This window comes from Alcanivorax sp. DSM 26293 (assembly GCF_900107995.1).
In the GTDB taxonomy this organism is placed as follows: Bacteria; Pseudomonadota; Gammaproteobacteria; order Pseudomonadales; family Alcanivoracaceae; genus Alcanivorax.
The window spans coordinates 65,225-89,334 of record NZ_FNUM01000011.1 but is presented as its reverse complement, the minus strand read 5'-3'; the positions used below and the strand labels follow the sequence as shown (position 1 = coordinate 89,334).

Here is a 24,110-nt window from a genome sequence, read left to right as displayed (position 1 = left end):
TTACCACTTTTTTGTGAGTGCCTCCTGGACAATCTCGGCCTTGAGGCGCTCCTCGGCATACATTTTCTTGAGCCTGCGGTTCTCGTCCTCAAGCTCCTTCAGGCGAGCCATCAAGGACGCGTCCATACCGCCGTACTTGGCGCGCCACTTGTAGAAGCTGGCGCTGCTCATGCCATGCTCCCGGCACAGCTCGGGAACAGGGACGCCATTCTCCGCTTGCTTGAGGATCGCCAGGATCTGGCTGTCCGAAAATCGTGACTTCTTCATGCAGAATCTCCTTCGTGCTAGGTTACGAGAAAATTCTACTTTTGAGCAGGGCTAAATTTCGGGGTGATTACCGGCTGACCAAAGACCCGGTATCTGGGGGTCGTGGGGCGGCTACGATTTTCGGGAATTCGCGTCCATGGAGCGCCGGTTCGCCAGTGGCTCAGCATTTCTCAAGCGACCGCATGTGAACCTGAAGAAAGCCTGGAGGGCGACCACACGCCAACGTCGTACAGGACTTCGGTCTGCTCTGGCATTTCACAAACTTGAATTCGGGGGTGTACACCACCGGGGTATTGATGATGCCCGAAACATTGCTCGGCTATTACCGTTTATTGACGAGGAAAAGGTCCGTGCTGGTGTCGGAGCACTACAGTAGGACATTGGGCTACAAAATATCGTGATCAACCGAGGCGGGTGCTATGAGAAAGGATCTTGAAGATAGCTTGTTCGAGCAGCACGAGAAAATACTCGGGCAATGTGACTACAGGGAGCTTTGTATTGGTGACGGATGGTTTGTCCTTGTCGACACGCTTTGTCTGGGCCTTCAACACCTGACGGATAGCGGCGCAGGTCCTCAAGTTCGCGCACTGCAGGTGAAGCAGAAATTTGGCGAGTTATGTTTTTACGCGGAAGGCGCAGATTATTTCCAGGCGGGGATGATCCACATGGCCAGCCTGATAAGCATGCGCACGTGTGAAGTATGTGGTTCACCGGGCGAGCGAGTCGAGCAGCAGGATCATTGGCGAACTCTTTGCCCTACTCATACCGCGGGCTCCTGATGTCTTCACGAGTCTGATCAAAGGTTTGGATCATTGTTCTCGGAACTGATTTTCCTGTCTCTGTTGGAGGATTTCATCGTGTTCGCGACTCTGGATGAGATGATGATAGCCCTGCGTAGCGACATGGGCGATTGCCATGAAGCGCCGCCCAAAAGCCATGCTTGGGAGCTGGCTATCGGGCTTTATAAAACGTCACCGCATAAAAATATCCGTATTGTCCAGAATTGGATCTGGCTGGACGTCAAGGTGAATCAGAAAGAGGCTGAAAAGCTTGATACCGATGGTTTCATGCCTGCTGTCCTCTATGCCCATTGGGTTATTCATGACTTCAGTGGGGGCTTTAAGGCAGGCAACTGCCTTTGCAGCTCGGTATTGGTTACGGGCTCGTCGATTGGGCGTCCGATCGAAACCAGAAACAGTATTTACATTCCTGTCGGGAGGGGCTTCAGGAGAAAGGTCAGGCGGGAAGTAATCAGGTCGATCGCCTATGGGCAGTGATGGAATCGGAGGTGACGGAATCCGGATGCCCACCCACCCTCTGCCAGGCAAAACCCGTTGCGTGTACTACGAAAACTAAAGGAGAGAGCCATGAAGCGTGAACTGGAAGAACTGTTATTCAGCCGGTACCCCAAGATTCTTGAGGGTTGCCAGCAAGAAGGCCTGGGAATTGCTGACGGGTGGTTTACCCTGGTGGATACGTTGTGCCGTGATCTCCAGCATCTGACGGATAATGGCAGAGGGGCGCAGGTCAAAGCCTATCAAGTGAAGGCCAAGTTTGCCCAGCTGCGTTTTTATGCAGGTGGTGGCGATAGCTTCCAGAAAGGCATGATCTATATGGCGTCGCAGCTGGCCTCGCGTACCTGCGAGGAGTGTGGCGCGCCGGGCGAGCCATGTGAGCGAGATTATGCCTGGTTTATTCTCTGTCCGGTACACGCGCAGAGTCGATCGTCGAAGTAGCCCGCTTTTCCCGAATCCCAACGGGCTGATACGCTGCCTGAGACTTGATATGCCCGTAACATATCAAGACTTTAAGTCGCTAGAAAACTGGCGAACTCTGGGGTCCATTTCTCTGAGTCGGTTATAGAGCGCGCGAGCAATCTGATGGTCGGTTTCGGCAATCTCGATAGCCTGATCGATCAGGTCGGTTGGAATATCTTCGACTTTCAAGGTCAGCAGGATGGTTTCCAGTAGAGACCAGTTTTCCGGGAGAAGGGCCTGCTCGACGTACTGCAAAGCCAGCTCTCGCAGCTTGCTGTAAGCAAGGAGCTGGGGGCTGCTCGTCCAATGCCTGGCTTCAAAGATAAATGCATCGACTGCCTGCACGTCTGCACCAGGTAGCTCCTCCAAGGTCTGCATGATCCAGCGACGAAAAGCCGCACCTTGCACTACAGGAAGAAACTCCAGCCACATGCCAAGCTGCTTTAGCTCGCTCAGCGTTGAGCTCTCCAGCATCGCTTTGATGGCGTCGTGGTCCCCAGAGGTGAGCAGTGGCGGAAGGCGCCTTGCGTATCCTCCACAAGTACTGCAGAACACACCGCATGACTCATGTGATGGAGAGGCAAGGGAATCCAGACGGGCTTTGACCTGGTTAACCTGCTGAAGAGACATGCTGTTCTCCTTCGTGATGGGCGGGCTATTTCATGTGAAATTCGGCAGAGACAATCTGCTTTTCTTCCCAGCCTCGGAGCAGCCCGGACCAGATGTTCGCACGGAGGTTCGAGCGCTCGGTAAAGCGGCTTGACTGCCAGGGCTTTTTCTCTTTGCTGCCGTCCGCAAAGTGAAGCACGACTTGGCCGGTTCTGCCGTCGATAAGGCCCTGCCGGAAGCGGTCTTCGCTGGGGAAGAAGTGAAGCTCCGGCCGCTGAAGACGGCTCTGGCGATGATCATCGGAGCCGGGGGAAACCCCTTCAACCTGGTCAAGTAGTCGCTCGATTACATTGGCGGGGGTGTCGAATCCTTCGGCATGGGCGGAGAGGCGCTGGTAAAGGGATTCGGAGATCCGGATTACTGGGGGCATGGCTTTCATCCTATATGGCAATATGGTTACCATATTGCCATATAGTTGATCAGTCAACCTATTTTGCCTGCCCCGGTAACGCCTGATTGAGGTGCCTCGGTAGCGGTCTGAAAGCTCGGCTAGCGAAATAGTGGGAAATGTGGGCTCCGGGTTTCAGCCCTACACCGGCCCACCATGCTCAATCGCGCTCAGTACGCTGCGGACCTGGGTGGCGCCAGACCCCGTACCAAGCAGGTCAATCGGTTTGGCCATTCCCAGTGCCTGGTTCGGCGTATTCAGCCACTCCGTTGCGTTATCCTGGCTACCCAAGATCCTGGCTGCTTGCCTGGAGATCAGCGCGATGGCTTGAGCCCGCGTGTACTCGGTTCGTTTAGCCATGTCATTTCTCAGTGTTATCAGTCGAAGTAGGCCGTCTCATCGTATCGACTGCTGTCTCTTAAACTCCATAGACCGTTTTGTAGTCCCCCATTTTTAACCGCCGTATGAGTAGAGGGTTAGCCTGCTAATTTCCCCCAACACTTCGAACGAGTCTTACTGATGCCATTGAACTTTTCTCGGCAGGATAGGAAATTCCATGGGTAAACTGGATGGGCCAAGCTTTTCCACTATCCGAAAAGTTGGGAGAAGAAGACCAAAACAAACCACCTGGAGCGCCGGGGAACACTGCTGCGTTAATCGCCGGCGCGCTGCAGCTAATTTCCACTATTGTTCCTAGCTCTTTTATGTTTGGAAGCCTCCAATCATCATAGCCAGCAAAGGCTGACTCAGCATGAGCATGCTGCAATGCGCTCATCCAGGTAAACATTGATGCCCAGCCTGACTCTGTGCAACTTCCAGAATTCCAGGTCTGCCCCTCAGCACATCTTTTCCACATCAGCCCGGTAACCAAGTGGATAGCGGTGCCATCGGGATGCGTTAAAAAATCCTCTGTCGGGGTTGACGGGCCAACGAAGTCATTTTGATCTCCGTTCATGCAAATAGCGTATGCATTACTGCCAAAAAAGAAAAAATGCTGAGCCTGTAAATAAATCTGTGTAACTGCCCACCCCATTACAGGTGACCGTTCAGGCGGTCACCAAATTCGATAATAAAGCGATTCAATGCCGGCCTCCAATCACGGATCGGCATGGTCCATTTCTTCGAAGCCTGCTGGATCGCCAGGAAAGCCACTTTCAGTGCCGAGTCATCGCTGGGGAATAACTTTCTGCGCTTGGTCGCTTTACGAATCACACTGTTCAGCGACTCGATGGCATTCGTGGTATAGATCACCTTGCGAATCGCCGGAGGGTACTCGAACAGCGTAATCAGATTGTCCCAGTGGCTGTTCCAGGATCGAGAGATCTGCGGGTATTGGCTGTCCCAGCGTTCGCCAAAGGCATCCAGCGCCTGCCGGGCTTCACGTTCGGTGGCAGACTGGTAGATCTGCTTCAGATCGGCCGTCACGGCCTTGTAGTCCTTCCAGGACACGTAGCCCAGCGAGTTGCGAATCATATGCACGATACACAGCTGTATCTTGGTCTGCGGATACTCTGCAGCAATCGCATCTGGGAACCCTTTCAGGCCGTCCACACAGGCGATAAGGATGTCCTCCAGACCACGGTTTTTCAGTTCCGTCAGTACCGATAGCCAGAACTTCGCGCCTTCCGTTTCAGCCAGCCAAAGGCCAAGAAGCTCCTTCTGGTCTTCCATGTTGATAGCCAGAGCCAGGTACAGGGATTTGTTGATGACGCGTTTATCCTGTCGAATTTTCAGAACAATGCAGTCCAGATAGACGATAGGATAGATCGGATCCAGCGGGCGGTTCTGCCACTCGTGAACCTGCTCGATAACTCGCTCTGTCACCTTAGAGACGAGCGTGGCCGATATATCCGCGTCATACATTTCCTTGAAGGCATCCACGATATCCCGGGTGCTCAGACCCTTGGCGTAAAGTGCGAGGATTTGGTCATCCATCTGGGTCAGACGGGACTGGCCTTTACGGATGAATTGAGGTTCGAAAGAACCGTTCCGGTCTCGCGGAGCCTGTATCGATACTTCGCCGTGCTGCCCTTTCAGGCGCTTGGCTGAATAGCCGTTACGGCTATTGCCAGTGCCACGGCCTTCAGGAGCATGTTTCTCGTATCCGAGGTGCTCGTCCAGTTCGGCATTGAGGGCGGTTTCAACAGTCATTTTGATCAACTGTTGAGTAAGAGCTCCGAGATCTTTTTCAGACTTAATGTCTTTGGCCAACTCGGCGGCCATGGCTTTGAGTTTTTCTTGGTCCAATTGCATACCCACGATGGCATCCTTTTAAAAAGGTTACTCAGTCGTGGGCAGTTACACAATTTGGTTTACAGGCTCTTATGCTTTCAGCGAGCGGGTGCGCCATAGGTAATACACGACGGGTAATACCAACAACGTTAAAATCACAGCACTCACCATTCCGCCCACCATAGGCGCCGCAATCCGGCTAACAACTTCCGCACCTGTTCCGGAACTGAACATAATGGGCAGCAATCCAGCGATAGTGGAGGCCGTAGTCATCATTACGGGTCTTACACGAAGTCCCGCGCCCTGTGTCACGGCTTCGAGCAAATCTTCTTTTAATGGTTGCACTCCACGCTCACGACAGGTATCTATCAATTGGTGATATGCTTGGTTAAGATAAGTTAACATGATGATACCTATTTCCACCGTAACCCCCGCCAGTGCAATAAAACCAACCGCAACCGCGACAGAAAAATTATAGCCAAGCAGGTACATCAGCCAGATTGAACCAATTACCGCCAGTGGTAGTGTTCCCAGAATAATGGCTATTTCAGTGAAGTTACGAAAATTCATGTATAACAGAATGATAATGATGGCAAGCGTCAAAGGAACCACATAGGTCAGTTTCTCTTTGGCGCGCAGCATGTATTCGTACTGACCGGACCAGGCCACCGAGTAACCGGCCGGTAAATCCAACTGCTGCTCGACCGTTGCCATGGCCGCTTGTACATAGCTGCCCACGTCCACCCCATCGATATCTACAAAGGTCCAGCCATTCAGCCTGGCGTTCTCGCTCTTGATCGCTGGCGGGCCGTCCTCCACATAGACATTGGCCACATCGGCGAGCGCAATGCGTTGGCCGCTGGGCGTAACGATGGGCAGCAGCGCCAGCTGTTCTGGCGAGTCTCGATAGTCCTGCGGGTAGCGCAGATTGATCGGATAACGCTCCAGCCCCTCAATGGTCTGCGCCACATTCATTCCCCCAATGGCCGTGGCTATTACCTGCTGCACATCAGCAATATTGAGGCCATAGCGCGCCGCCTGTGCACGCTGAATATCCACCTTGATGTAACGCCCACCGGCCACCCTTTCGGAATACACCGAGGCTGTGCCGGGTACATCCTTGAGGATCTGCTCTAGTCGCTGACCAATCTTCTGAATTTCTCGCAGATCCTCGCCCGCCACCTTGATGCCTACCGGCGTCTTGATGCCGGTGGCCAGCATGTCGATGCGAGTCTTGATCGGCATCACCCAAGCGTTGGTCAAACCGGGGAATTTCACTAGCGCATCCAGCTCCTTCTTGAGCTTCTCCGTGGTCATGCCCTCGCGCCATTCCTCTTTGGGCTTGAGCTGAATAAAGGTCTCGATCATGGTCAGCGGAGCGGGATCCGTGGCTGTCTCGGCACGGCCGATTTTGCCAAACACGGTTTTTACCTCAGGCACTGTCGCGATCAGCTTGTCGGTCTGCTGCAACAATTCCCTGGCTTTGCCTATCGAGATCCCCGGATAAGTGGTCGGCATATACATCAGATCACCTTCATCCAGATCGGGGATGAATTCACTACCAATCTTGTTAACCGGCCAGATCCCAACGAGGAAAATCACAACCGCAATGGCAAGTGTAATTTTCGGAAAACGCAATACGGTTTTCAGCAGGGGCATGTACCCGGCAATCAGTAATCGATTAACGGGATTCTTGTTTTCCGCTACCACCTTGCCTCTGATGAAATATCCCATCAAAACCGGCACCACTGTGATAGCAAGCGCCGCACTGGCTGCCATGGCATAGGTTTTGGTAAAGGCCAACGGGCTGAACATCCGGCCCTCCTGGGCTTCCAGGGTGAATACTGGTACAAAGCTCACAGTGATAATAAGCAAACTGAAAAACAGCGCCGGACCGACTTCACTGGCTGACGCCGCCACGATTTTCCAACGGTTCTCTGGCGTCAAGGGCGTACGTTCCATATGCTTATGCATGTTTTCGATCATGACAATCGCGCCATCAATCATGGCGCCTATCGCAATCGCTATACCGCCTAATGACATGATATTGGCATTGAGACCTTGCCAATACATCACGGTAAAAGCCGTGAGTATACCTAGCGGCAGACTGAAGACCGCCACCAGTGAGGACCTGACATGAAACAGGAAAATGACACAGATCAACGCCACAATGGCGAGTTCTTCGGCCAGACTTTTCCACAAACTGTCAATGGCGCGAGATATCAGCCCTGAACGATCATAAACGGTTACGATCTCCACGCCATCGGGCAAACCCGCCTTGAGTTTTTCCAGCTTGGCCTTGACCCCATCAATGGTTTTCTGGGCGTTCTCACCGAAACGCATCACCACAATACCGCCCACCACTTCACCTTCGCCGTTCAACTCGGCGATGCCACGGCGCATTTGCGGCCCCAACTCGATATCCGCCACATCCTTGAGCAACAGCGGCGTACCGTTAACATCCAACCCTAACGGAATGTTGGCCAGATCATCGATACCCTGGATGTAGCCGCTGGCGCGCACCATGTACTCGGCTTCGGCCATTTCCACCACCGAGGCGCCCACTTCCTGGTTGCCGCGCTGGATAGCCATCTGGATAAGAGACAGGGGAATACCGAAGGCGCGCAGTTTCTCCGGGTTTACCTTCACTTGATACTGCTTGACCATGCCACCGAGCGCCGAGACTTCGGAAACACCCGGCACGGTTTGCAGCTCGTATTTCAGGAACCAGTCCTGCAGGCTGCGCAGCTGACTGATGTCATGCTGACCGCTGCGATCCACCAAGGCATAGAGGTAGACCCAGCCGACACCGGTGGCGTCCGGTCCCAGTTGCGGCCGGGCGCTGGGCGGTAATGTGGGCGCGACCTGAGACAGGTACTCCAGCACCCGGGAACGTGCCCAGTAGGCATCGGTATCCTCGTCGAAAATGACATACACAAAGGAATCGCCAAAAAAGGAATAACCGCGCACGGTAACCGCACCGGGTACCGACAACATGGCAGTAGTCAGTGGATACGTGACCTGGTCCTCCACCACCTGCGGTGCCTGCCCAGGAAAACTGGTCTTAATAATGACCTGTACATCGGACAGATCGGGAATGGCGTCCACCGGGGTGTTTTTCAGCGAATAGAGACCCATCCCCACCAGCATCAAAGTAGCCAGCAGCACGAAGAAACGGTTACCGACGGACCAACGGATTATCGATTCAATCATGATTGTGCTCCTTTTGATCGTGAGCGTCGTGGTTCATGCCCTGGTGTTCGCTGTGCTCCGGCATCGACATATCACCGTGATCCATACCCTCGTGCTGACCGTGATCCATTCCTGCAGGCATGGCATCATTGCCTTGCTCATTGGGAATATGCACTTGGGTAATCTGGTATCCACCACTGTTGTTATTGGTGATCTGCACATGCAGGCGCATTCCCTGTTTGAGCGCATCCATGTCCACAGCCTCAGCGACGGTGAAATCCATGGTCATGGTGGGCCATTGCCAGTCCGGGATGGCCTCGTGCTCCAGGGTCACCATGCGGTGATCCGGCATCAGGCTGTCGATACGTGCGGCCACCCAGACTGAGCGGGAATCAGCGTCTGCCTTTACATCCATTGATTCGCCTTGCTGATCGCGCTTGGCCATGCGCTTGAAGTCCGACGTCTTGCTGGATTCCGAGTCGATCAGGAACTGAGCAGAGGTCACAATGCGTTCCCCTTCTTTGAGTCCCGACTGAATTTCCACCTGCCGTTCGCCCACACGCCCGACCTCAACGGCCACCGATTTGAATTTGCCATCACCCAGCGCCAACACCACGCGCGCCTGGCTGCCGGTACGGATCAGCGCTTCTCGCGGGATTAACAGTGCTTCAGCCCCCGCCTGGGTCTCAATGACCATCTGCGCGAACATGCCCGGCTTGAGGAAGTCGTCCGGGTTGTCGAAATGCACCCGGATTTGCGCGGTACGTGTCTTGGCATTCAAAGACGGATAGACATAGTCCACCTGGCCCAACCAATCCCGACCGGGCAGGTAATCGAGCCGCATCCGCACCTGGTCGCCGGTCTTGACCAGGCTTGCCTGTCGTTCGAACACCTCACCGATCACCCAGATATGCTCCAGTTGGCCGATGCTCATCAGACTCAAGCCAGGCTTGACGAACATGCCCTCACGCACCGCGAGATTGTCCAGTACCCCGGACTGCGGCGCGGCAACGGTGATGGTCTGGCTGACCTTGCGGGTTTTACGCAGCCGGTCGATATCTGCCCGCGGCACCTGCAATGCCAATAACCGTTCCACGGCAGCGCCGATCAACACCGGATTGTCGCGTTTCAACGCCAACAACAATTCCTCCTGGGCGTTGACCAGGGTGGGTGAATAGAGGGTGTACAGGGGGTCGCCCTGTCTGACCGGATCCCCGGCGGCCTTGACATGGAGCGTCTCGATCCAGCCTTCCACGCGCGGGCTGATATGCACCAGCCGGTTCTCATCGTATTGCACGTAACCGACGGTTTTGACATCCAGATTCAGAGACCCGGACTCAACCGTGGCGGTGCGCACGCCGAGATTGTTGACGACCTCGGGCGATATCTTGACGGTGCCGGCTTCATCCTCTCCGGCGGATTTCTCGTACACAGGGATCAGATCCATGCCCATGGGCGATTTGCCAGGCTTGTCGCGCTTGTAGTTGGGATCCATGGGCGCCACCCAGTAAAGTGGCTTGCGTTCACCGCCGGTTGCTGTCATATCCCCCTCATCGGGGTTGCCGAGTAGCCAGACGCCGGATGCGCCGAGCAGCGCGCCGACGGCCGTGCCCAGCAAGGTTTTGGTGAATGTATTCATGTTGAACTCCTTTAAAACGGTTTCGCCGGCCGTGCATCGTCGAACGACGCCTCGGCGAGCAGGTAATTGATTTGGGCGATGGTCTTCTGCCGATCCACGGCAATGGCGAGCGCGTCGACCTTGGCATTCAATTCGGCAATGCGGGCACGCACGGCTTCGGCGAAGTCGCCGTCGTCGTTGTTGTAGGCGGTCAGCGAAGCTTCTGCCTGCTCAGCCATTTGCGGCAGCAGCTGATCGGTGTATAACGCCTGGCGTTCATCGAGACGTGCCAGTTGTACGCTCGCGGTTTCCAGTTCCGCCATTAGCCGACGACCAAGCAAGTACTTTTCGGTTTTGATGGCCTCGGTTCGATTTACGGCGGCGCTGACTTCCTTGTCCTGCCGGTTACCGGTGAAAAGGGGCAGATCGAAGGTGACGCCAACGGAGAACAGATCGGCCCGGTCGCGCCCCATGGGATCGCTGTCGCGATAGCCGTATTGGGCGGTCAGGCCCCATTCGGGCTTGTATTTCTGTTTTGCCAGATCCACACCGGTTTGCGTTGCGTCGATACGCTGGTCCAGTGCCCGTAGCGCGGGATGATGGCGGATCCATTCGTAGCGCGTATGCTCGCTGGCCTGCTTAATGGTCGGTACCGACAGTGGCCTGGAAAGAGACTGTGTCGGTAGTACCGGAGCCAGAGGGACAGTGGCAGGCGCACCGATCCATTCGGTCAGACGCTTTTGTGCGGCTTGCTGTTGCTGCCTGAGCATCGTCAGTCTGTCTTCAAGACGAATCAGCTCCAACTGCGCGCGAATTACGTCCTGCTGACGTGCCCTGCCCAGCGCCGAGGAGTAACCCGCTTTGGCGGCATCCACCAACTGCTCAAACAGTGCGCGATCCTGTTCGATCAGCCGGATACTCTCCTGCGCCTTGAAGGCTTCCAACCACAACTGGCTGACCGTAGCGCCTACCTTGGCCCGACGATCCAGCCTTAGTAAGGGATGCTGCTCGGCTAGCTGCTGCTTTTGTCGGCGGGTGAGCGACAGACTGTCACCCCGGGGAAACATTTGGCTGATCCCCACCGACAACTGAGTCATGCCTTCCTGATTGATGTCAAAAGAATCAACAGGGAAACTGCCGGCCATCAGGCTCATTCGGGGATCCGGCAAAGTCGCCGCGGCAGTCGCTTCGTCGGTAAGGGCCTGCTGAGTGTACTGGCTACCGGTGAGCCAGGGATCGGTATCTATGGCGAGGGTTATCGCCTCGTCCAGCGTCAGGGTCTCGGGAAGGGATTGCGCAAAGGCTATGACACTGCCTATACCGAGCGGCAGGATAAAAAGCATGGTGACGAATATTTTCATGGCTGCGCTTCCGGTTGTTGGAGTGGCTGAACCTGTTGAGCCGCGCTCTCGACACTGGCAAACACTTCAGTGCTGCCGTCTTTTTTCATCAGCAGAACCCGGTATGGCATGAACTTGTCACCCACCTCCATACCCGGACTGCCAACGGGCATGGCGGGCACTGTCAGCCCAATCCCGTCGGCTGGCGGATTAGCCAGAAACTGATGAATATAGCGGGCCGGGATGTGCCCCTCAAAGGCATAGCCTTGTGACGACACCGCTGTGTGGCAGGAACGCAGGTTGTTTGCGATTCGATAGCGATCCTTGATGGCGTCCAGATTAGCCGGGTGTTCGACACTGGCCTCAAAGCCCTCGTCTTCAAGGTGACCTATCCATTTTTTACAGCAGCCACAGGTAGGGCTTTTGTAGACGGTAAGCGTTTCAACTGCACCAGCGGATGGGTCAGATTTTTTTGGGTTTTTAGGCCCATCATTACAGGCCGCGATCAAGGGCAGCGTCAACAGCCCCAACACCAAGCCCGTTAATTTAAATCGATACATAGTTGCCTCCGAAGACAATTGAATAGAACATTAAGTAATGGATGACAAGGTAACGAGCAGACTTCAGTCGTGCAGGCGAAGCGCCTTGTATCACAGTTCGAGAAAACGGTTTTTACCTATCAATCAGGCGATCGGAGGTCTCAATAGAGGAAAATTGGGCGGTCGCGGGAAGGCGGGCACATGAAAAACAATTGCGATGGAACCTGCATGAATGGGGGAAGCGAAGTGAGCAACGGGCGGCATCATTGACAGGCAACCGCTCATCATACAGTCAGCGTCGCCCTTATCACCGGCACAGCAGCCGTGTCGATCCTGGACTTCACCGGCGTCATGCTGCATGGCATCATGCTCCAACTGAGCGTAGTTCAGATGCGCATGCTCACCCTGGAATAGGCCGACCGGTGCCGGTTGATTGGCAGGCATGGTGCAGAAGTCTGACGAAGCCGCAAACGCGCTCCTCGCAAGGAGCGTCACCAGCAGCAGCCATATTACCCATGCACCAGGTCGCACAAAAAAGCCTCTCACCAATCCATCACGCCGCGGATGGCGGCACCGGTCTCCGAGCGGGCCTTCAGTTCTAGCACCTGACCGAGCAAGGTCAGTGAAATGATCACCGCAGCCGCCTCAAAATATACCGCAACGTCGCCATCGAGACGGAACGAAGTCGGGAAAATGCCGGGCGCGACGGTTGCGATAACGCTGTACAGATAAGCTGCGCCGGTGCCAGTACCGATCAGGGTCCACATATTGGGCGAACGTTGCTTGAGGGACTGGATCCAGCGGACAAAGAAAGGCCAGCCGGACCAGAGCACCACCGGAGTGGCCAGCGCCAGCTCCATCCAGGGGCGTGCCGTCCCCAGCAGACTGTCAAATGCCCCACCCGACATAGCGATCAGAGTCACCATGATAGTCAGTGGTAAGGTGTACCAGAAACGACGCCTGAAATCCGCGAGTTCCGGGTTGTCCCTGGCCTCGCTACTGGGCATCACCGGTTCCAGCGCCATGCCGCATTTCGGGCAGGTGCCCGGGCCCAGTTGCCTCACTTCCGGATGCATAGGACAACTGTACTCGGTGTTGGCATCGCCCTCGGCGCGTTCGGATCTTGTCAGATAGCGTTGTGGATTATTCATAAATTGGCTTCGGCAATGCGCGCTGCAAAAGGAGTACAGCCTGCCCTGAAACTCGGCCTTGTGGAAGGATGTCTTCATGACCGACATCCCGCACACGGGGTCGGTCAATTCAGTGCTGTTGGACTCGCCGCGCTGACGGGGTCGGTGGTCGTCACGGGCATGCGACATGGGTATCCTCCTGAAGCCAGCCTTAATGGTGCCCGGCGTCATCCGCGCCGCGCGCGGTCAGGATCTGGTATTGCTGCGGCGACAACTCGGGTAGGCGCTGCAGGAACGCCACCATGTTCCAGATGCGCTGATCGTCATGACCCGGCCCCCAGGCCGGCATCCCGGAAGCCTTGATGCCATGTTTAATAATCCAGAATTGTCGCTTAATGGCCTCGTCATCATTATCAGTGTCACCGGCATGCTCATGCCCATGCCTATCACCCGTCAGTGTTAGATTGGGCGGCGCGGGATACAGCCCCAGGGTAAAATCACTTTCGGTCTTGCCCGGTTTGAGATGGCAGCCGGTGCACATGTCGTTGTAGTCGGCGCCGCCTGCCAGCAAGCGCTCGGACGAATTCAGGTCGGTCGGCACCTCGATGTCGTTTGATGCGCGGGCGATGGATCGCTCGCGCAGGGTTTCCAGCGCCCAATAAGTCAAGTCGTTGTGATGGTCATCGGCTCCCATCGGATAGAGACCCGAATAGAGGAACCCCACACCGGTCACCGCCGCCACGCCTGCCGCAACGGCGAGGCATTTAAAGCAGGATAAAAACTTAAAGGACGTCATGTTATCTCCTCAGGAATGGCTACCCGTTATTTTTTGTGCTGGTGTTTGGCCGGCTTTTTTTCATCGGATTTTTCGTCATGGTTACCGTGATCGGTATGGCCTTTGTCCCCATGAGCTTCATGCGATCCTTCTTCATCCTTGTGCATGGCCTTCATGCATTTTTTCATCATGGCCTGCATGACCGGATCTTTCATGTCCATTTTGGAATGATCCATGTCTTTCATGGCCGCACAGTCCGGCGCCTGCGCCTCCTTCATGTGCTCCTTGGGATCGTGGGCTTGGGCTGACAGGGCAAGCAATAATGCCGGCAGGGCGACGAAATAGCTGAGTGATTGGCGTTTCATAATGTGACTCCTAGGTTGTGTTAAAAACATAAGTCGTTTGATTAAAACCAGAACCGGATCCCGGCGACGTACCGGGTATCCTTGGTGGCATCGCCGTTGGCCCGCGCCTGATCGGCGGTGGCGCCAAAGGTGCCGTTCCACTCGATACCGACATAAGGGGCGAACTGGCGTGAAAACTCGTAGCGCAATCGCAGTCCCAGGGCGACATCGGACAAACCGCTACCCAGTCCGTTAACCGCATCGTCTTTGCCATAGGCGGTCAGTTCAGCCCGAGGCTGTAAAATCAGGCGCTGGGTGAGTAGCAATTCGTATTCCGCTTCCAACGACAGAGCTGTACGTCCGCCCTCGCCCAGGTAGGCGGTCAGATCCAGTTCAAACCAGTAGGGGGCAAGGCCCTGAATACCGAACGCGAGCCACTCGCGGCCCGTGCCTTCATCGTATTGATCAAGACGAACGCCCAGCTGGGTGTCGAAATAGGCATTGAGTGCGTGGCCCCAGAGCAGATCAGTCTGACTTTCCGCCAGGCGCCCGTCCACGGCATCGCCTTCGAGCTTGATCACCAAGCGGTCATAGGTGGTGCCATACCAGCCCTGCAGGTCAAAGGTCGTGACGTCATTATCGGCGTCGTATTCGAGGCGATCGCCCAGCAGCGACCAGAATCGATGCTCATCGGCCAGTTTCAGTTGCCGTGGACCCGGCAGCGCATAGGGGCCTTCCGTCAGCGTGTAGCCATCGGAATATGCGTGAGGATCGCGGGCATCTCCGCCCTGCATTTGCATGTCGCCATGGTTCGAGGTGGCATGCTCCATGGTGGCGTGGCCCATGGCGCGAGCAGCCGAACGGTCATCAGTGTGCTCTTGGGACGGCACATCGGCATCCTTTGCGTGCATCGCATGGGGATCATCCTGTTGGGCAAAGACAGAGGCCGAGAACAACAGCCCGCCAATAACGCCTGCACCCAAACAGAATCGGGCAAATTCCTTCACACTCATGACACCACCACCTCGCGGAACATCCCCGCATCCATATGGAATAACAGATGACAGTGCCACGCCCAGCGCCCCAGATCATGCGGGGTGGTCAGAAAGCTGATGCGTTGTGCCGGTTGTACCGGGATAGTGTGTCGGCGGACTCGCAAGCTGCCCTGATCGTCCTCCAGATCGCTCCACATGCCGTGCAGGTGCATGGGGTGGGTCATCATGGTGTCATTTTGCAAGATAACCCGAACACGCTCGCCGTGTTTCATGGCCACCGGCGTGCTCTTGCCGAATTCCAGCCCGTCGAAGGACCAACTGTAGCGCTCCATATTGCCGGTCAGGTGCAGCTCGATTTCTCTGACGGGGAGGCGACTGTCATCCAGCACCCCGTCGAGTGATTTCAGATCAGCCAGGGTGAGCACCCGTCGGCCATTGTTGCGGAGGCCAATACCCGGGTCATCCAGGTTGGTGCGCGGCCTATCGACCCGCATGTCTACCGATGGGCCGTATTCCGTGCGAGCGTGGTTCACTGTTTGCGACGGCTTGGCCAATGAATTCTGCGGCATACCATGCTGACTGTGATCCATGGCCATGCTGCCGTGGTGCATTGAGCCATGCTCCATCCCGGCGTGATCCTTGTTCTGCGCCGCGTCGTGTCCCATGGCTCCGCGATCCATTTTGCCGTGATCCATCTGGCCCATCATGTCAGCCATGGTCAACCACTCGACAGGATCCAACGCCGGCACCGGCGCGCTCAAACCGTCACCTACCGCCAGGGTGCCGCGCGCAAAACCGGTCCGCTCCATGCTTTGGGCAAAAATTGTGTGGGCCTCATCCTTCGGTTCCACCAGCACGTCGTAGGTCTCGCCCGGCCCAAATCGGAATTCATCGACCTCGACAGGCTCAATATTCTGCCCATCGGCCTGCACTACGGCCATCGTCAGGCCAGGAATGCGAACGTCGTAAAAACTGTTACTGGCTGCATTGATAAAACGCAAGCGCACGCGCTCACCGGGTGTGAACAAACCCGTCCAGTTGCCCGCTGGCGTTCGGCCGTTCATCAGATAGGTCAAGGTAGCGGCGGAAAGGTCGGCCAGATCGGTGGGATTCATGCGCATCTGATTCCACATCTGGCGTTTGTCCAGGGCACCGGAAAACCCCTGTGTGGAAACGTCGCGAAAGAAATCGCCAACCGTGGGCTGGTTGAAGTTGTAGACGTCACTCTGAACCTTTAGTTTGGCAAACACCGACATCGGATCCTCGTCGGTCCAGTCGGAGAGCTGCACCACGTAGTCGCGATCGGCGCGGATCCTATCTCCCTCACGGCTACCGCGGCCCTCGCGCGGCTCGACGATGAGGGCGCCATACATGCCGGTCATTTCCTGAAAACCGCTGTGGGAGTGATACCAGTAGGTGCCGCTCTGTTGCAGTTTGAAGCGGTAGACGAAGGTCTCGCCCGGTGCTATGCCCCGGAAGCTGATGCCGGGCACGCCGTCCATCTGAAAGGGCAGGATGATCCCGTGCCAGTGGATGGAAGTGGGGACCTTGAGCCGGTTGGTTACCCGGATGGTGACCTCATCCCCCTCACGCAACCTCAGGGTCGGTGCCGGAATGGAGCCGTTGATGGTGGTCGCCATACGGATCACGCCGGTAAAGTTGACCGGTGTTTCGGCGACGACCAGATCAATCGATTGGCCGCTCAGCACGGGCGCGGTACCGGTGTGTGTCTGGTTCTCCAGACGGCCCCCTGCGTGCAGCAGGGCTGGAAAGCTTGCCAGCACACCGCCAGCCACCAGCCCCTGTACGAAGTGACGGCGTGTCGCACTAAACGTTTTCATCAATGCTCCAATTCAGCGATATCGTTTTTCATAACCTTGCCCTCGATCACATCAACCGTGGCGAAGTGCTTGTTGATGATACTGTCGTTTTCGAGTCACGCCCGATCTGACAGGCCGGCAATAGCGACCGGAATGCCGACTGCATCAACATAAGTAATGCCTAGTGTAATCAAGTTAACTGCCCCCCCCTGTCAGCCAGATGACCCAAACATTACATTAATGTAATCTGTGTGTAATCTTGCTGTGGGGAATAACCCGTTAGGTTGAAACAAAATGTGGAGGGCGAGACATAGATGCGACTACTCGTGGTCGAGGACGAAATCAAAACAGGCGACTATTCGCGCCAAGGACTGGCTGAAGCTGGATTTCAGGTTAGTCTGGTGCGCAATGGTCTCGATGGCCACCATCTGGCGATGACCGAGTCCTTCGACTTGATCGTGCTGGATGTCATGCTGCCCGACGTGGATGGCTGGCGCATTGTGCAGTCGCTGCGTGAAGCGGGACGTCAGACGCCGGTGTTGTTTCTTAGTGCTCGTGACAGCGTGGATGACCGTGTCAAGGGATTGGAGCTGGGCGCCGATGATTATCTGGTAAAACCCTTCGCCTTTGCCGAGTTGCTGGCACGGGTGCGCACCCTGTTGCGCCGAGGCTCGGCATCACCCCTGTCGGATCAGCTCAGGGTGGCCGATCTTGTCCTAGATCTGCCTGGGCACCGGGTCACGCGCGCCGGCCGAAAAATCAATCTCAGCCACAAGGAATTCTGCCTGCTGGAACTGCTGGTGCGCCGTCAGGGTGAGGTGTTGCCGCGCTCGCTGATCGCCTCGCAGGTCTGGGACATGAATTTTGATTCCGACACCAACGTGATCGACGTGGCCATCCGTCGATTGCGCGCCAAAATCGACGACGACTTCGAGACCAGGCTGATCCACACGGTGCGTGGCATGGGTTACAAGCTCAATGTGGAAGCTGAAGATGATGGCGACTGAGCGGCGTCCGCTTTCGCTAACCGCCAGGGTCATGGTCTTTGTCGCGTTGGCCATCGGCATCAGCCTGGTATTGATCGGCAATCTGGTGCTCGGTGCCGTCGAGCGCCATTTCGCCGAGCAGGACGCGGACGAGTTGGTCGTGATCAACCAGGCGGTAGCGCAGACCCTGCAAAGGGTGGATGATCCGCTCCGGTTACCGGTGGCGTTGTCGCAGGCGGTGTCGGGACACCACGGTGTTTATTTTCAGGTGTGGAATGGCCGTGGCCAGTTGGTGTTCGCTACACCGGGGGCTGACTTCGCGCAGGCTATAGTAGCTTTTTCCCCCGTTAAGCGGATCCATGCCGATAACCTGGCTACTTGGCACTTTGACGGAAATGCCTATCGGGGTGTCGTCACACGGTTTGTCAGCGACAGCCGGGAATATCGCATTGCCACGGCGATCGGCATGGACTTCCACCTGCATTTTCTGCAAGGGTTTCGCCGCAGTCTCTGGATTATCATGTTGCTTACTGGCGGTGTGACTTTGCTAGCGGCGTGGTTTGGGGTACACCAGGGACACGCGCCTTTACGCGGTCTCTCGGACGAGATGCGCAGTATTCAGGCCGACCGATTGAATATGCGACTTGATTTTCGCAGCATGCCTCTGGAGCTACGGGACCTGGCCTCCGCCTTTAATCAGATGATTGAGCGACTGGAAGACAGCTTCACGCGGCTGTCGCATTTCTCGGCGGATATTGCCCACGAACTACGAACCCCGCTGACCAATCTCATCACCCAGACTCAAGTGGCGTTGGGCAGGGCCAGAACACTGGACGAATATCGTGAGCTCCTGTACTCCAATCTGGAAGAGCAAGAACGCCTGGCCAAGATGGTTAACGACATGCTCTGGCTGGCCAAGAGCGACCACGACCTGCTCAAACCGGTGCAGGTAACGCTGGATCTGGCCACCGAGGTCAGGGAGCTGTTCGACTTCTTCGGGGCGCTGGCGGAGGAAAAACATATCACCCTGTCTTTGGAGGGTCAGGCACCGGGGGTAATGGGTGATCGCGCCATGCTACGCAGGGCCATCTCCAACCTGCTGTCGAACGCCATTCGGCACACCCTAGCGGGCAAATGGATAAAGGTTCGATTGAGTAAAGCGGAGAATGACTCAGTATCGCTGAGTGTGATCAACCCCGACTCCGAAATTCCTGCACAGCACCTGCCAAGCGTGTTTGATCGCTTTTACCGCGCCGATCCTTCCAGATGGCGCCAGAGTGAGGGTGCCGGACTCGGATTGGCCATCGTTCGTTCCATTGTTGAGGCCCATGGTGGTCGTGTCGAGGCAAGCTCCGACCGGCACGCCACCAGCTTCACCCTGTTTCTGCCCGTCCCGGAAGAGCGAAGCGCCTGAGCATGAGCGTGTCCAGCAAAACACGCCAGGCCCAATCGTGGCGAGGTGAGGTGGCCATGGTGCCGGGGCTCATCGCCTTTCGGGGTGAAGCTGGCGATAACAAGCCCCACAAACATTGGGCGCATCAGATTGTTGTGGGTCTGGGCAACCCGGTTGAGGTGCGCGTTGGCCATGCGAGTTATACCGGGGCGAGTCTATTGATCCCTGCGGGTACAATCCATCAGTTACAAACTGCCAGGGTGTTGTGCCTCTATGCCGATCCGACCCACAATGCCTGTAAAACCCTGCTCCCCCAGACGATGGCACAAAACATTTCCATTATTGAGATTGACGGCACGCGGCAACTCATCCAGTTAAGCAGCGCAGACGATCTGCAAGCTGCGCTTGAGGATTTTCGGAATGCCTGCGTGTTGGGGACACACCCCAAATGGGTACAAATACCCACCGCCACAAAGATATCGTCCCGGATACTGCGAACGGCATTCCTGGCGTAATCCGGTTGTTGATTAACGTCGGAATCGGGATCTCTTAATTCGCCGCTATGCTCTTCCAGAGCCAGGTTTTTTTAAATTTTCGGCAGTGCGCCGAACGACCCACACAGGTTTTCCCTGCCACGCCACGGTAATCATGGCACCTGGGTCAATTTTGCTGATATCCACCTGTACCGGAGCTCCGACAGATTTGGCCTTGGCACTGGGATTCCAGGATTGAACAAAGGGCGTGGCGACTCCGACCACACCCGCACCTGCAACAAAGGAGGTGGCTCCTATCAGAAACCGGCGCCGAGGTTCATTCACTTCAGTCATTTCATGCCTCTCCTCTGCCTATTTTCTGCATAACCACTGTGGCAATGGACTGCGCATCAGACTGATTCGCCCGTAATAAACCTGGCGTATCCAAGGTACCGCCTTGATTGCGGTAACCAAAAGCGATACATCGATCAACGCCAAGATCCAAAGGGCGGCAGACACCGAGCAATATTTCCGGTCGCAGGTGCGATACAAAAATGCGCAAACGAATGTCATCGGGAAACAGGTTTATGCGGGTAGCCACATCGCAGACATAAGTCTTCTCATAGGGATCTCGCGGCTGCCGGAAGCGACCCGGTTCTAACAGGTACGTTATGTGGCATTGAATACCTTGTTTAGATAAAGTGCGTTTTACTTCCTGACAAACGCCTAATTGATAGGCACCTACCGCGACAAGTTGTACCGGTGCACCGTCAGTCTTATCCAAAGTCAATGCGCCCTGTTCTGCCAACTGGGCTGCCTGCTTGGGTGTGAATGCTGTAACAACGTCATTTTTGGGAATCGTCATCCCCCAGATTTGACCCTGGGTCTGGTAACAGGCATCGAGGCAGGCGACCGCACTATTGGCATCGGCGGGATACACAACTCTCGTCATATCGCTCATTTCCCCCAGCAACACCTCGCCAAAGGCGGAATCCTGATGGGATTGTTCATTCTTGCCGTTCTCCCATAAGTGCGAAGTGGCAATCACCGGCACCGACAGCCAGCCCGGCGGGCGCCCCAGCGCTTTTTGATGGCGCGCAAAAATGATTTCCTGGCGCAGCGCACCGATCATTTTCATGGCGAAGGCTTCATAGCTCACCACCAGGTTCAGACCGCCTTTGTTTCCCAGCGCCGCATTTACGACCGCCTCTTCATTGAGTGCGGTAATCACCGAGCCGTGAATGGATTCGGCCACACCCTGTTCCGGCTTCAGCACCCGGTGCTTAAGCAGATCAAGCGTCTTGCCCATGCGATTACTGCGCAGCTCATCCGGGTTGCCGATCCGCACCCGCCTATCGGGATTAGCGAGGTGCCATTCACAAAAGCGTGTGTCCACCGCTGCCATCGGGGATGTCGGGTCACCCTCGGTATGCCATTGTGGCTCTGTGGGAGATTGAAGCCTGACGTTGCGCATACACAGGGCATGGTGTTTTTCCGGCACTCGATTATCCGCCTCATGCTGCGCAATTTGTGAGATAGCCAGTTCCAACTCACTTCGTGGAAGAAATAATTTGGCCGCGTGTTCGTTAAATAGGTTGCGGGAGCGTTCATCGCTACTGGGGTTACCCGGTAGCGGTGTGCCATGAGCAGCATTGGTACCGGCGCCGTAGAATCCGTAGCCTTTTTCCGTTTCAGCAATCAGATATGGCAGTTTCACCGGATAGTGCATATGGCCTTCACGGATGTGCGCACTGCAGGCTTCGAGCCGCGCTTCGGATTCAAAAATTCCCCAGATAAACGCCGCCGGATCACGCCCGTCGATGGCGATGGGGTGAAAATCATTCTGTTCCAGGTGCTCGTAGAACCAGGACAAACCGCCTTGCTGGTACATGGTGGAGCGCTGGTCAATTCGCCTGCCATTGGCAATCATCACCGGTGTCACCAGCCCGCAATCCTCGGCGCGCCACCAGCGACTGGCCCAGTCGCTACCGCGCTGTTCTTCAAAAGCACCGTCACTTAAAAACGCCACTAGCCGTTCCCCGGGCAGCGGCATATGCACATATTGCAGTTCGGCAAAACCCAGATAGCCGCCTTCAATCAATCCGCCAGCGGTCTGCGGGTTTACGTGACTACCCAATGGAACACCAGGACGACCATCATCCGCCATGGCATAGCTGTAAAAATCCCGCGCCAACTGCGTCAAACCCTGCTCACTCAACGGATAGCGTTCGGCCTGTTCCGGATAAAGATTTTGCAACAGCACATTGACCGCATCGATGGCGGCCACACAGTGCCCCTGTCCCATCAACCAGCTGCGGGTGATACCGGCCAGGCGATTGGCAACCATATAGCCCGCATAGGCAGGCACCATATTCAGGGAACCGCCGGTATGCCCCTGTGGGTTGGATTTAAAGTCGTCTGCATCGAGTGCGCTGCCGTTGAAATTCACTTTGTTGGTGTAGGTCATATGCACCACCAACCACATGGCCGCAGTCGCCAGGCGGTCAGCGGCAGATAGTATCTCCAACACTTCATCGATCTGTCTAAACCGTCCTGTACACAGCAGTTGCTGGCAAAGATCGAACACTCTCACCTGTGTTTCATCCCGGTGTTGGATCACGCCATAACCTTCCGACCAGCGCGCAAAGGCAGGATATGTATCGCGATATAACTTTGCCCGCTGTTGTGTCCGATGATCGTTTTGTTGATCTATGGCATACATAGAAATTCCTCAATCAGCCAACGACTGAAATTCATTCTCAAAAGACAAGTGGTGTTGTACGGATCGCAACATGGCCGCTGCCTCATCGGCGACCACTACCCAACACTGCACCGGCGATGCCGGTGACGATAAAAGTAGTGGTAAAGGGGAGCGAGCCAGGGGATCTTTTAACGCGATGCCTAAGTGGGAAAGACCGGACAACAAACGACGGCAAATATCGATGTTGTTTTCCGCAATACCGCCGCTAAGAACGACACCGTCCAGCCCGCCCAGAATGGCGAAATACGCGCCCAGTGTTTTCTGGAATCGATAACGGAAAAAATCAAACGCCAGTTGGTGTTCCTGCTGTTCACTCGCAAACAAATCCGCCATGTTATCGATTCCGCCGGACAGACCCCGCCAGCCGGATTCGCAATTGAGAACCCTGTCGGTATCCTCGGGCGTCCAACCCTCCTGCCACTGCAACCAGGTCAGCAAACCGGGATCGATATCTCCGCTGCGCGTGCGCATCAACAACCCCTCATTGGGCGTAAAGCCCATGGTGGTATCGACTGGTTTGCCGTCGCGGATGGCGGCCATGGAACAGCCGCTTCCCAGTTGCGCAGTCACCAGGGTGTAGTGTTCGGCCTTGGGCTTCACTGCCTCCCAGTGTTTGACCATGGACTCATGAGCAAAACCGTGAAACCCGTAACGGCGTAATCGATATTTCTCAGTGAGTGCGACGGATAGTCCATAAATCTGTGACAGCACCGGCAGGTCGCTGAAAAACTCACTATCGAAAACCGCAAAAACGGGAATGGAAAATCGGGTATTCCGAAGCTGCTCAATCAGTTCAATGGCCGCCTTATTGTGCAGTGGCGCCAGTGGTATCAGGGTTTGCAGTTGCCGAAAGTTATCGTCGTTGATGGGGAGAGGTTTAAGATATTCAGAGCCCCCGTGTACGACTCTGATAATCACCGCGCGAACATCATGATTTGTCAGCACATCGGTCAGCCAAGGGGGCGCGCCAGGATAAGTCTGCGCAGCTGATTGGCCGACACCTGCTTGCCCAATAGCAACAGGCACCGTTGCACCCGCATATTCAAGCGCCGAGACGTTATGCGTGCTCCACTTGATGGATGAACTACCCGGATTCAACACCAACAGAACCGGTTTGTCATAGCGCGGCAAACTGCTCATCAGCTGGATAATCAGTCGGATGACTGCAAGCGGTTATAAATGGCCGCCAGCAACCACCCGGCGATACCCGCTACCACGAACCAGGCCACCAGCCCGATAACGACACCAGTGAGAGTCAAGTGCCAACCCATCTCATTCAGTTGCATATGCACCATTTCTCCGGACATGGACAACATCATGGAAGGCATTAACATCACCAGCAGACTGCAAGCCAGCCACAGTATCGCCGCGGTAATCGCGCTGGCCATCCCGAATTTGAACGCATTAAGTGTCATGATTATTCCTCCGTTT

23 protein-coding genes and 2 pseudogenes are annotated in these 24,110 nt (G+C 55.7%); 6 read left to right on the top strand and 19 right to left on the bottom strand.

What is annotated here, in order from left to right; all coding sequences use genetic code 11:
- Positions 1-6: 6 nt before the first annotated feature.
- Positions 7-267: pseudogene (locus C4S63_RS16130) on the bottom strand (transposase); the annotation flags it as partial.
- A gap of 419 nt (positions 268-686) precedes the next feature.
- Here C4S63_RS16130 and C4S63_RS16125 point away from each other — a divergent pair.
- The 3 genes from C4S63_RS16125 to C4S63_RS16115 all read left to right on the top strand — a co-directional run bounded on the left by C4S63_RS16125 (position 687) and on the right by C4S63_RS16115 (position 2,003).
- Positions 687-1,046 carry a hypothetical protein gene (locus tag C4S63_RS16125; RefSeq protein WP_062817577.1) on the top strand — a complete coding sequence of 120 codons (360 nt, stop codon included), beginning with the start codon at positions 687-689 and terminating at the stop codon, positions 1,044-1,046.
- A gap of 78 nt (positions 1,047-1,124) precedes the next feature.
- Positions 1,125-1,544 carry a hypothetical protein gene (locus C4S63_RS16120; RefSeq protein ID WP_146063399.1) on the top strand — a complete coding sequence of 140 codons (420 nt, stop codon included), beginning with the start codon at positions 1,125-1,127 and terminating at the stop codon, positions 1,542-1,544.
- A gap of 90 nt (positions 1,545-1,634) precedes the next feature.
- Positions 1,635-2,003, top strand: a complete 369-nt coding sequence (locus C4S63_RS16115; RefSeq protein WP_062817575.1) for a hypothetical protein — start codon at positions 1,635-1,637, stop codon at positions 2,001-2,003.
- Positions 2,004-2,066: 63 nt separating this feature from the next.
- Here C4S63_RS16115 and C4S63_RS16110 read toward each other — a convergent pair whose 3' ends face one another.
- From C4S63_RS16110 to C4S63_RS16040, 14 genes and pseudogenes are all read right to left on the bottom strand, one after another.
- Positions 2,067-2,654 (bottom strand): hypothetical protein, encoded by a 588-nt coding sequence (locus C4S63_RS16110; protein WP_062817574.1) that lies wholly within the window; start codon positions 2,652-2,654, stop codon positions 2,067-2,069.
- A gap of 25 nt (positions 2,655-2,679) precedes the next feature.
- On the bottom strand, positions 2,680-3,063 hold the full coding sequence (locus C4S63_RS16105) for a hypothetical protein (RefSeq protein WP_062817573.1): 384 nt from the start codon (positions 3,061-3,063) through the stop codon (positions 2,680-2,682).
- A gap of 159 nt (positions 3,064-3,222) precedes the next feature.
- Positions 3,223-3,441 (bottom strand): MbcA/ParS/Xre antitoxin family protein, encoded by a 219-nt coding sequence (locus C4S63_RS16100; protein ID WP_062817572.1) that lies wholly within the window; start codon positions 3,439-3,441, stop codon positions 3,223-3,225.
- 124 nt (positions 3,442-3,565) lie between these two features.
- Positions 3,566-4,114, bottom strand: a complete 549-nt coding sequence (locus tag C4S63_RS16095) for a DUF1566 domain-containing protein (RefSeq protein ID WP_082810917.1) — start codon at positions 4,112-4,114, stop codon at positions 3,566-3,568.
- Positions 4,114-5,328, bottom strand: a complete 1,215-nt coding sequence (locus C4S63_RS16090) for an IS256 family transposase (RefSeq protein ID WP_062817585.1) — start codon at positions 5,326-5,328, stop codon at positions 4,114-4,116. Before C4S63_RS16090 ends, C4S63_RS16095 begins: the two co-directional genes overlap by 1 nt.
- 75 nt (positions 5,329-5,403) lie before the next feature.
- The gene (locus tag C4S63_RS16085) at positions 5,404-8,526 is read right to left on the bottom strand and encodes an efflux RND transporter permease subunit (protein ID WP_062817571.1); all 3,123 of its coding nucleotides are present in this window, start codon (positions 8,524-8,526) and stop codon (positions 5,404-5,406) included.
- Entirely contained in the window at positions 8,519-10,144 is a 1,626-nt protein-coding gene (locus C4S63_RS16080) for an efflux RND transporter periplasmic adaptor subunit (protein WP_062817570.1), read from the bottom strand. The genes C4S63_RS16085 and C4S63_RS16080 overlap by 8 nt, the downstream gene beginning before the upstream one ends.
- Positions 10,145-10,155: 11 nt before the next feature.
- Complete coding sequence (locus C4S63_RS16075) at positions 10,156-11,484, bottom strand: TolC family protein (protein ID WP_197461954.1); 1,329 nt, start codon at positions 11,482-11,484, stop codon at positions 10,156-10,158.
- On the bottom strand, positions 11,481-12,023 hold the full coding sequence (locus tag C4S63_RS16070; protein ID WP_062817569.1) for a DUF411 domain-containing protein: 543 nt from the start codon (positions 12,021-12,023) through the stop codon (positions 11,481-11,483). Before C4S63_RS16070 ends, C4S63_RS16075 begins: the two co-directional genes overlap by 4 nt.
- A 530-nt stretch (positions 12,024-12,553) precedes the next feature.
- A pseudogene (locus C4S63_RS16060) lies at positions 12,554-13,258 on the bottom strand (YHS domain-containing protein); the annotation flags it as partial.
- 85 nt (positions 13,259-13,343) lie between these two features.
- On the bottom strand, positions 13,344-13,928 hold the full coding sequence (locus C4S63_RS16055) for a cytochrome c (protein ID WP_062383556.1): 585 nt from the start codon (positions 13,926-13,928) through the stop codon (positions 13,344-13,346).
- 26 nt (positions 13,929-13,954) lie between these two features.
- Complete coding sequence (locus C4S63_RS16050; protein WP_062817566.1) at positions 13,955-14,272, bottom strand: hypothetical protein; 318 nt, start codon at positions 14,270-14,272, stop codon at positions 13,955-13,957.
- Between the two features lie 41 nt (positions 14,273-14,313).
- Positions 14,314-15,264, bottom strand: coding sequence for a copper resistance protein B (locus tag C4S63_RS16045; RefSeq protein WP_231874255.1), 951 nt, complete (start codon positions 15,262-15,264; stop codon positions 14,314-14,316).
- Positions 15,261-17,087: a copper resistance system multicopper oxidase gene (locus tag C4S63_RS16040; RefSeq protein ID WP_062817565.1), complete on the bottom strand. Its 1,827-nt coding sequence runs from the start codon at positions 17,085-17,087 to the stop codon at positions 15,261-15,263. The genes C4S63_RS16045 and C4S63_RS16040 overlap by 4 nt, the downstream gene beginning before the upstream one ends.
- Positions 17,088-17,380: 293 nt before the next feature.
- Between C4S63_RS16040 and C4S63_RS16035 the strand changes: the two genes are divergently transcribed.
- Genes C4S63_RS16035 through C4S63_RS17555 form a run of 3 tightly spaced genes read left to right on the top strand, consistent with a single transcriptional unit; the run spans position 17,381 to position 19,960 of the window.
- The gene (locus tag C4S63_RS16035) at positions 17,381-18,073 is read left to right on the top strand and encodes a heavy metal response regulator transcription factor (protein WP_062817564.1); all 693 of its coding nucleotides are present in this window, start codon (positions 17,381-17,383) and stop codon (positions 18,071-18,073) included.
- Entirely contained in the window at positions 18,045-19,466 is a 1,422-nt protein-coding gene (locus C4S63_RS16030; RefSeq protein ID WP_231874254.1) for a heavy metal sensor histidine kinase, read from the top strand. The genes C4S63_RS16035 and C4S63_RS16030 overlap by 29 nt, the downstream gene beginning before the upstream one ends.
- Before the next feature lie 2 nt (positions 19,467-19,468).
- Positions 19,469-19,960 (top strand): hypothetical protein, encoded by a 492-nt coding sequence (locus C4S63_RS17555; RefSeq protein WP_062817563.1) that lies wholly within the window; start codon positions 19,469-19,471, stop codon positions 19,958-19,960.
- Positions 19,961-20,005: 45 nt separating this feature from the next.
- Here C4S63_RS17555 and C4S63_RS17550 read toward each other — a convergent pair whose 3' ends face one another.
- Genes C4S63_RS17550 through C4S63_RS16010 form a run of 4 tightly spaced genes read right to left on the bottom strand, consistent with a single transcriptional unit; the run spans position 20,006 to position 24,094 of the window.
- Positions 20,006-20,272 (bottom strand): ubiquinol-cytochrome c reductase iron-sulfur subunit N-terminal domain-containing protein, encoded by a 267-nt coding sequence (locus C4S63_RS17550; RefSeq protein WP_062817562.1) that lies wholly within the window; start codon positions 20,270-20,272, stop codon positions 20,006-20,008.
- A gap of 1 nt (position 20,273) precedes the next feature.
- Positions 20,274-22,640: a xylulose 5-phosphate 3-epimerase gene (locus tag C4S63_RS16020; RefSeq protein WP_062817561.1), complete on the bottom strand. Its 2,367-nt coding sequence runs from the start codon at positions 22,638-22,640 to the stop codon at positions 20,274-20,276.
- A 9-nt stretch (positions 22,641-22,649) separates the two neighbouring features.
- Positions 22,650-23,819, bottom strand: a complete 1,170-nt coding sequence (locus tag C4S63_RS16015) for a hypothetical protein (RefSeq protein ID WP_082810916.1) — start codon at positions 23,817-23,819, stop codon at positions 22,650-22,652.
- Between the two features lie 11 nt (positions 23,820-23,830).
- Positions 23,831-24,094 carry a DUF5676 family membrane protein gene (locus C4S63_RS16010; RefSeq protein WP_052041364.1) on the bottom strand — a complete coding sequence of 88 codons (264 nt, stop codon included), beginning with the start codon at positions 24,092-24,094 and terminating at the stop codon, positions 23,831-23,833.
- Positions 24,095-24,110: the final 16 nt, after the last annotated feature.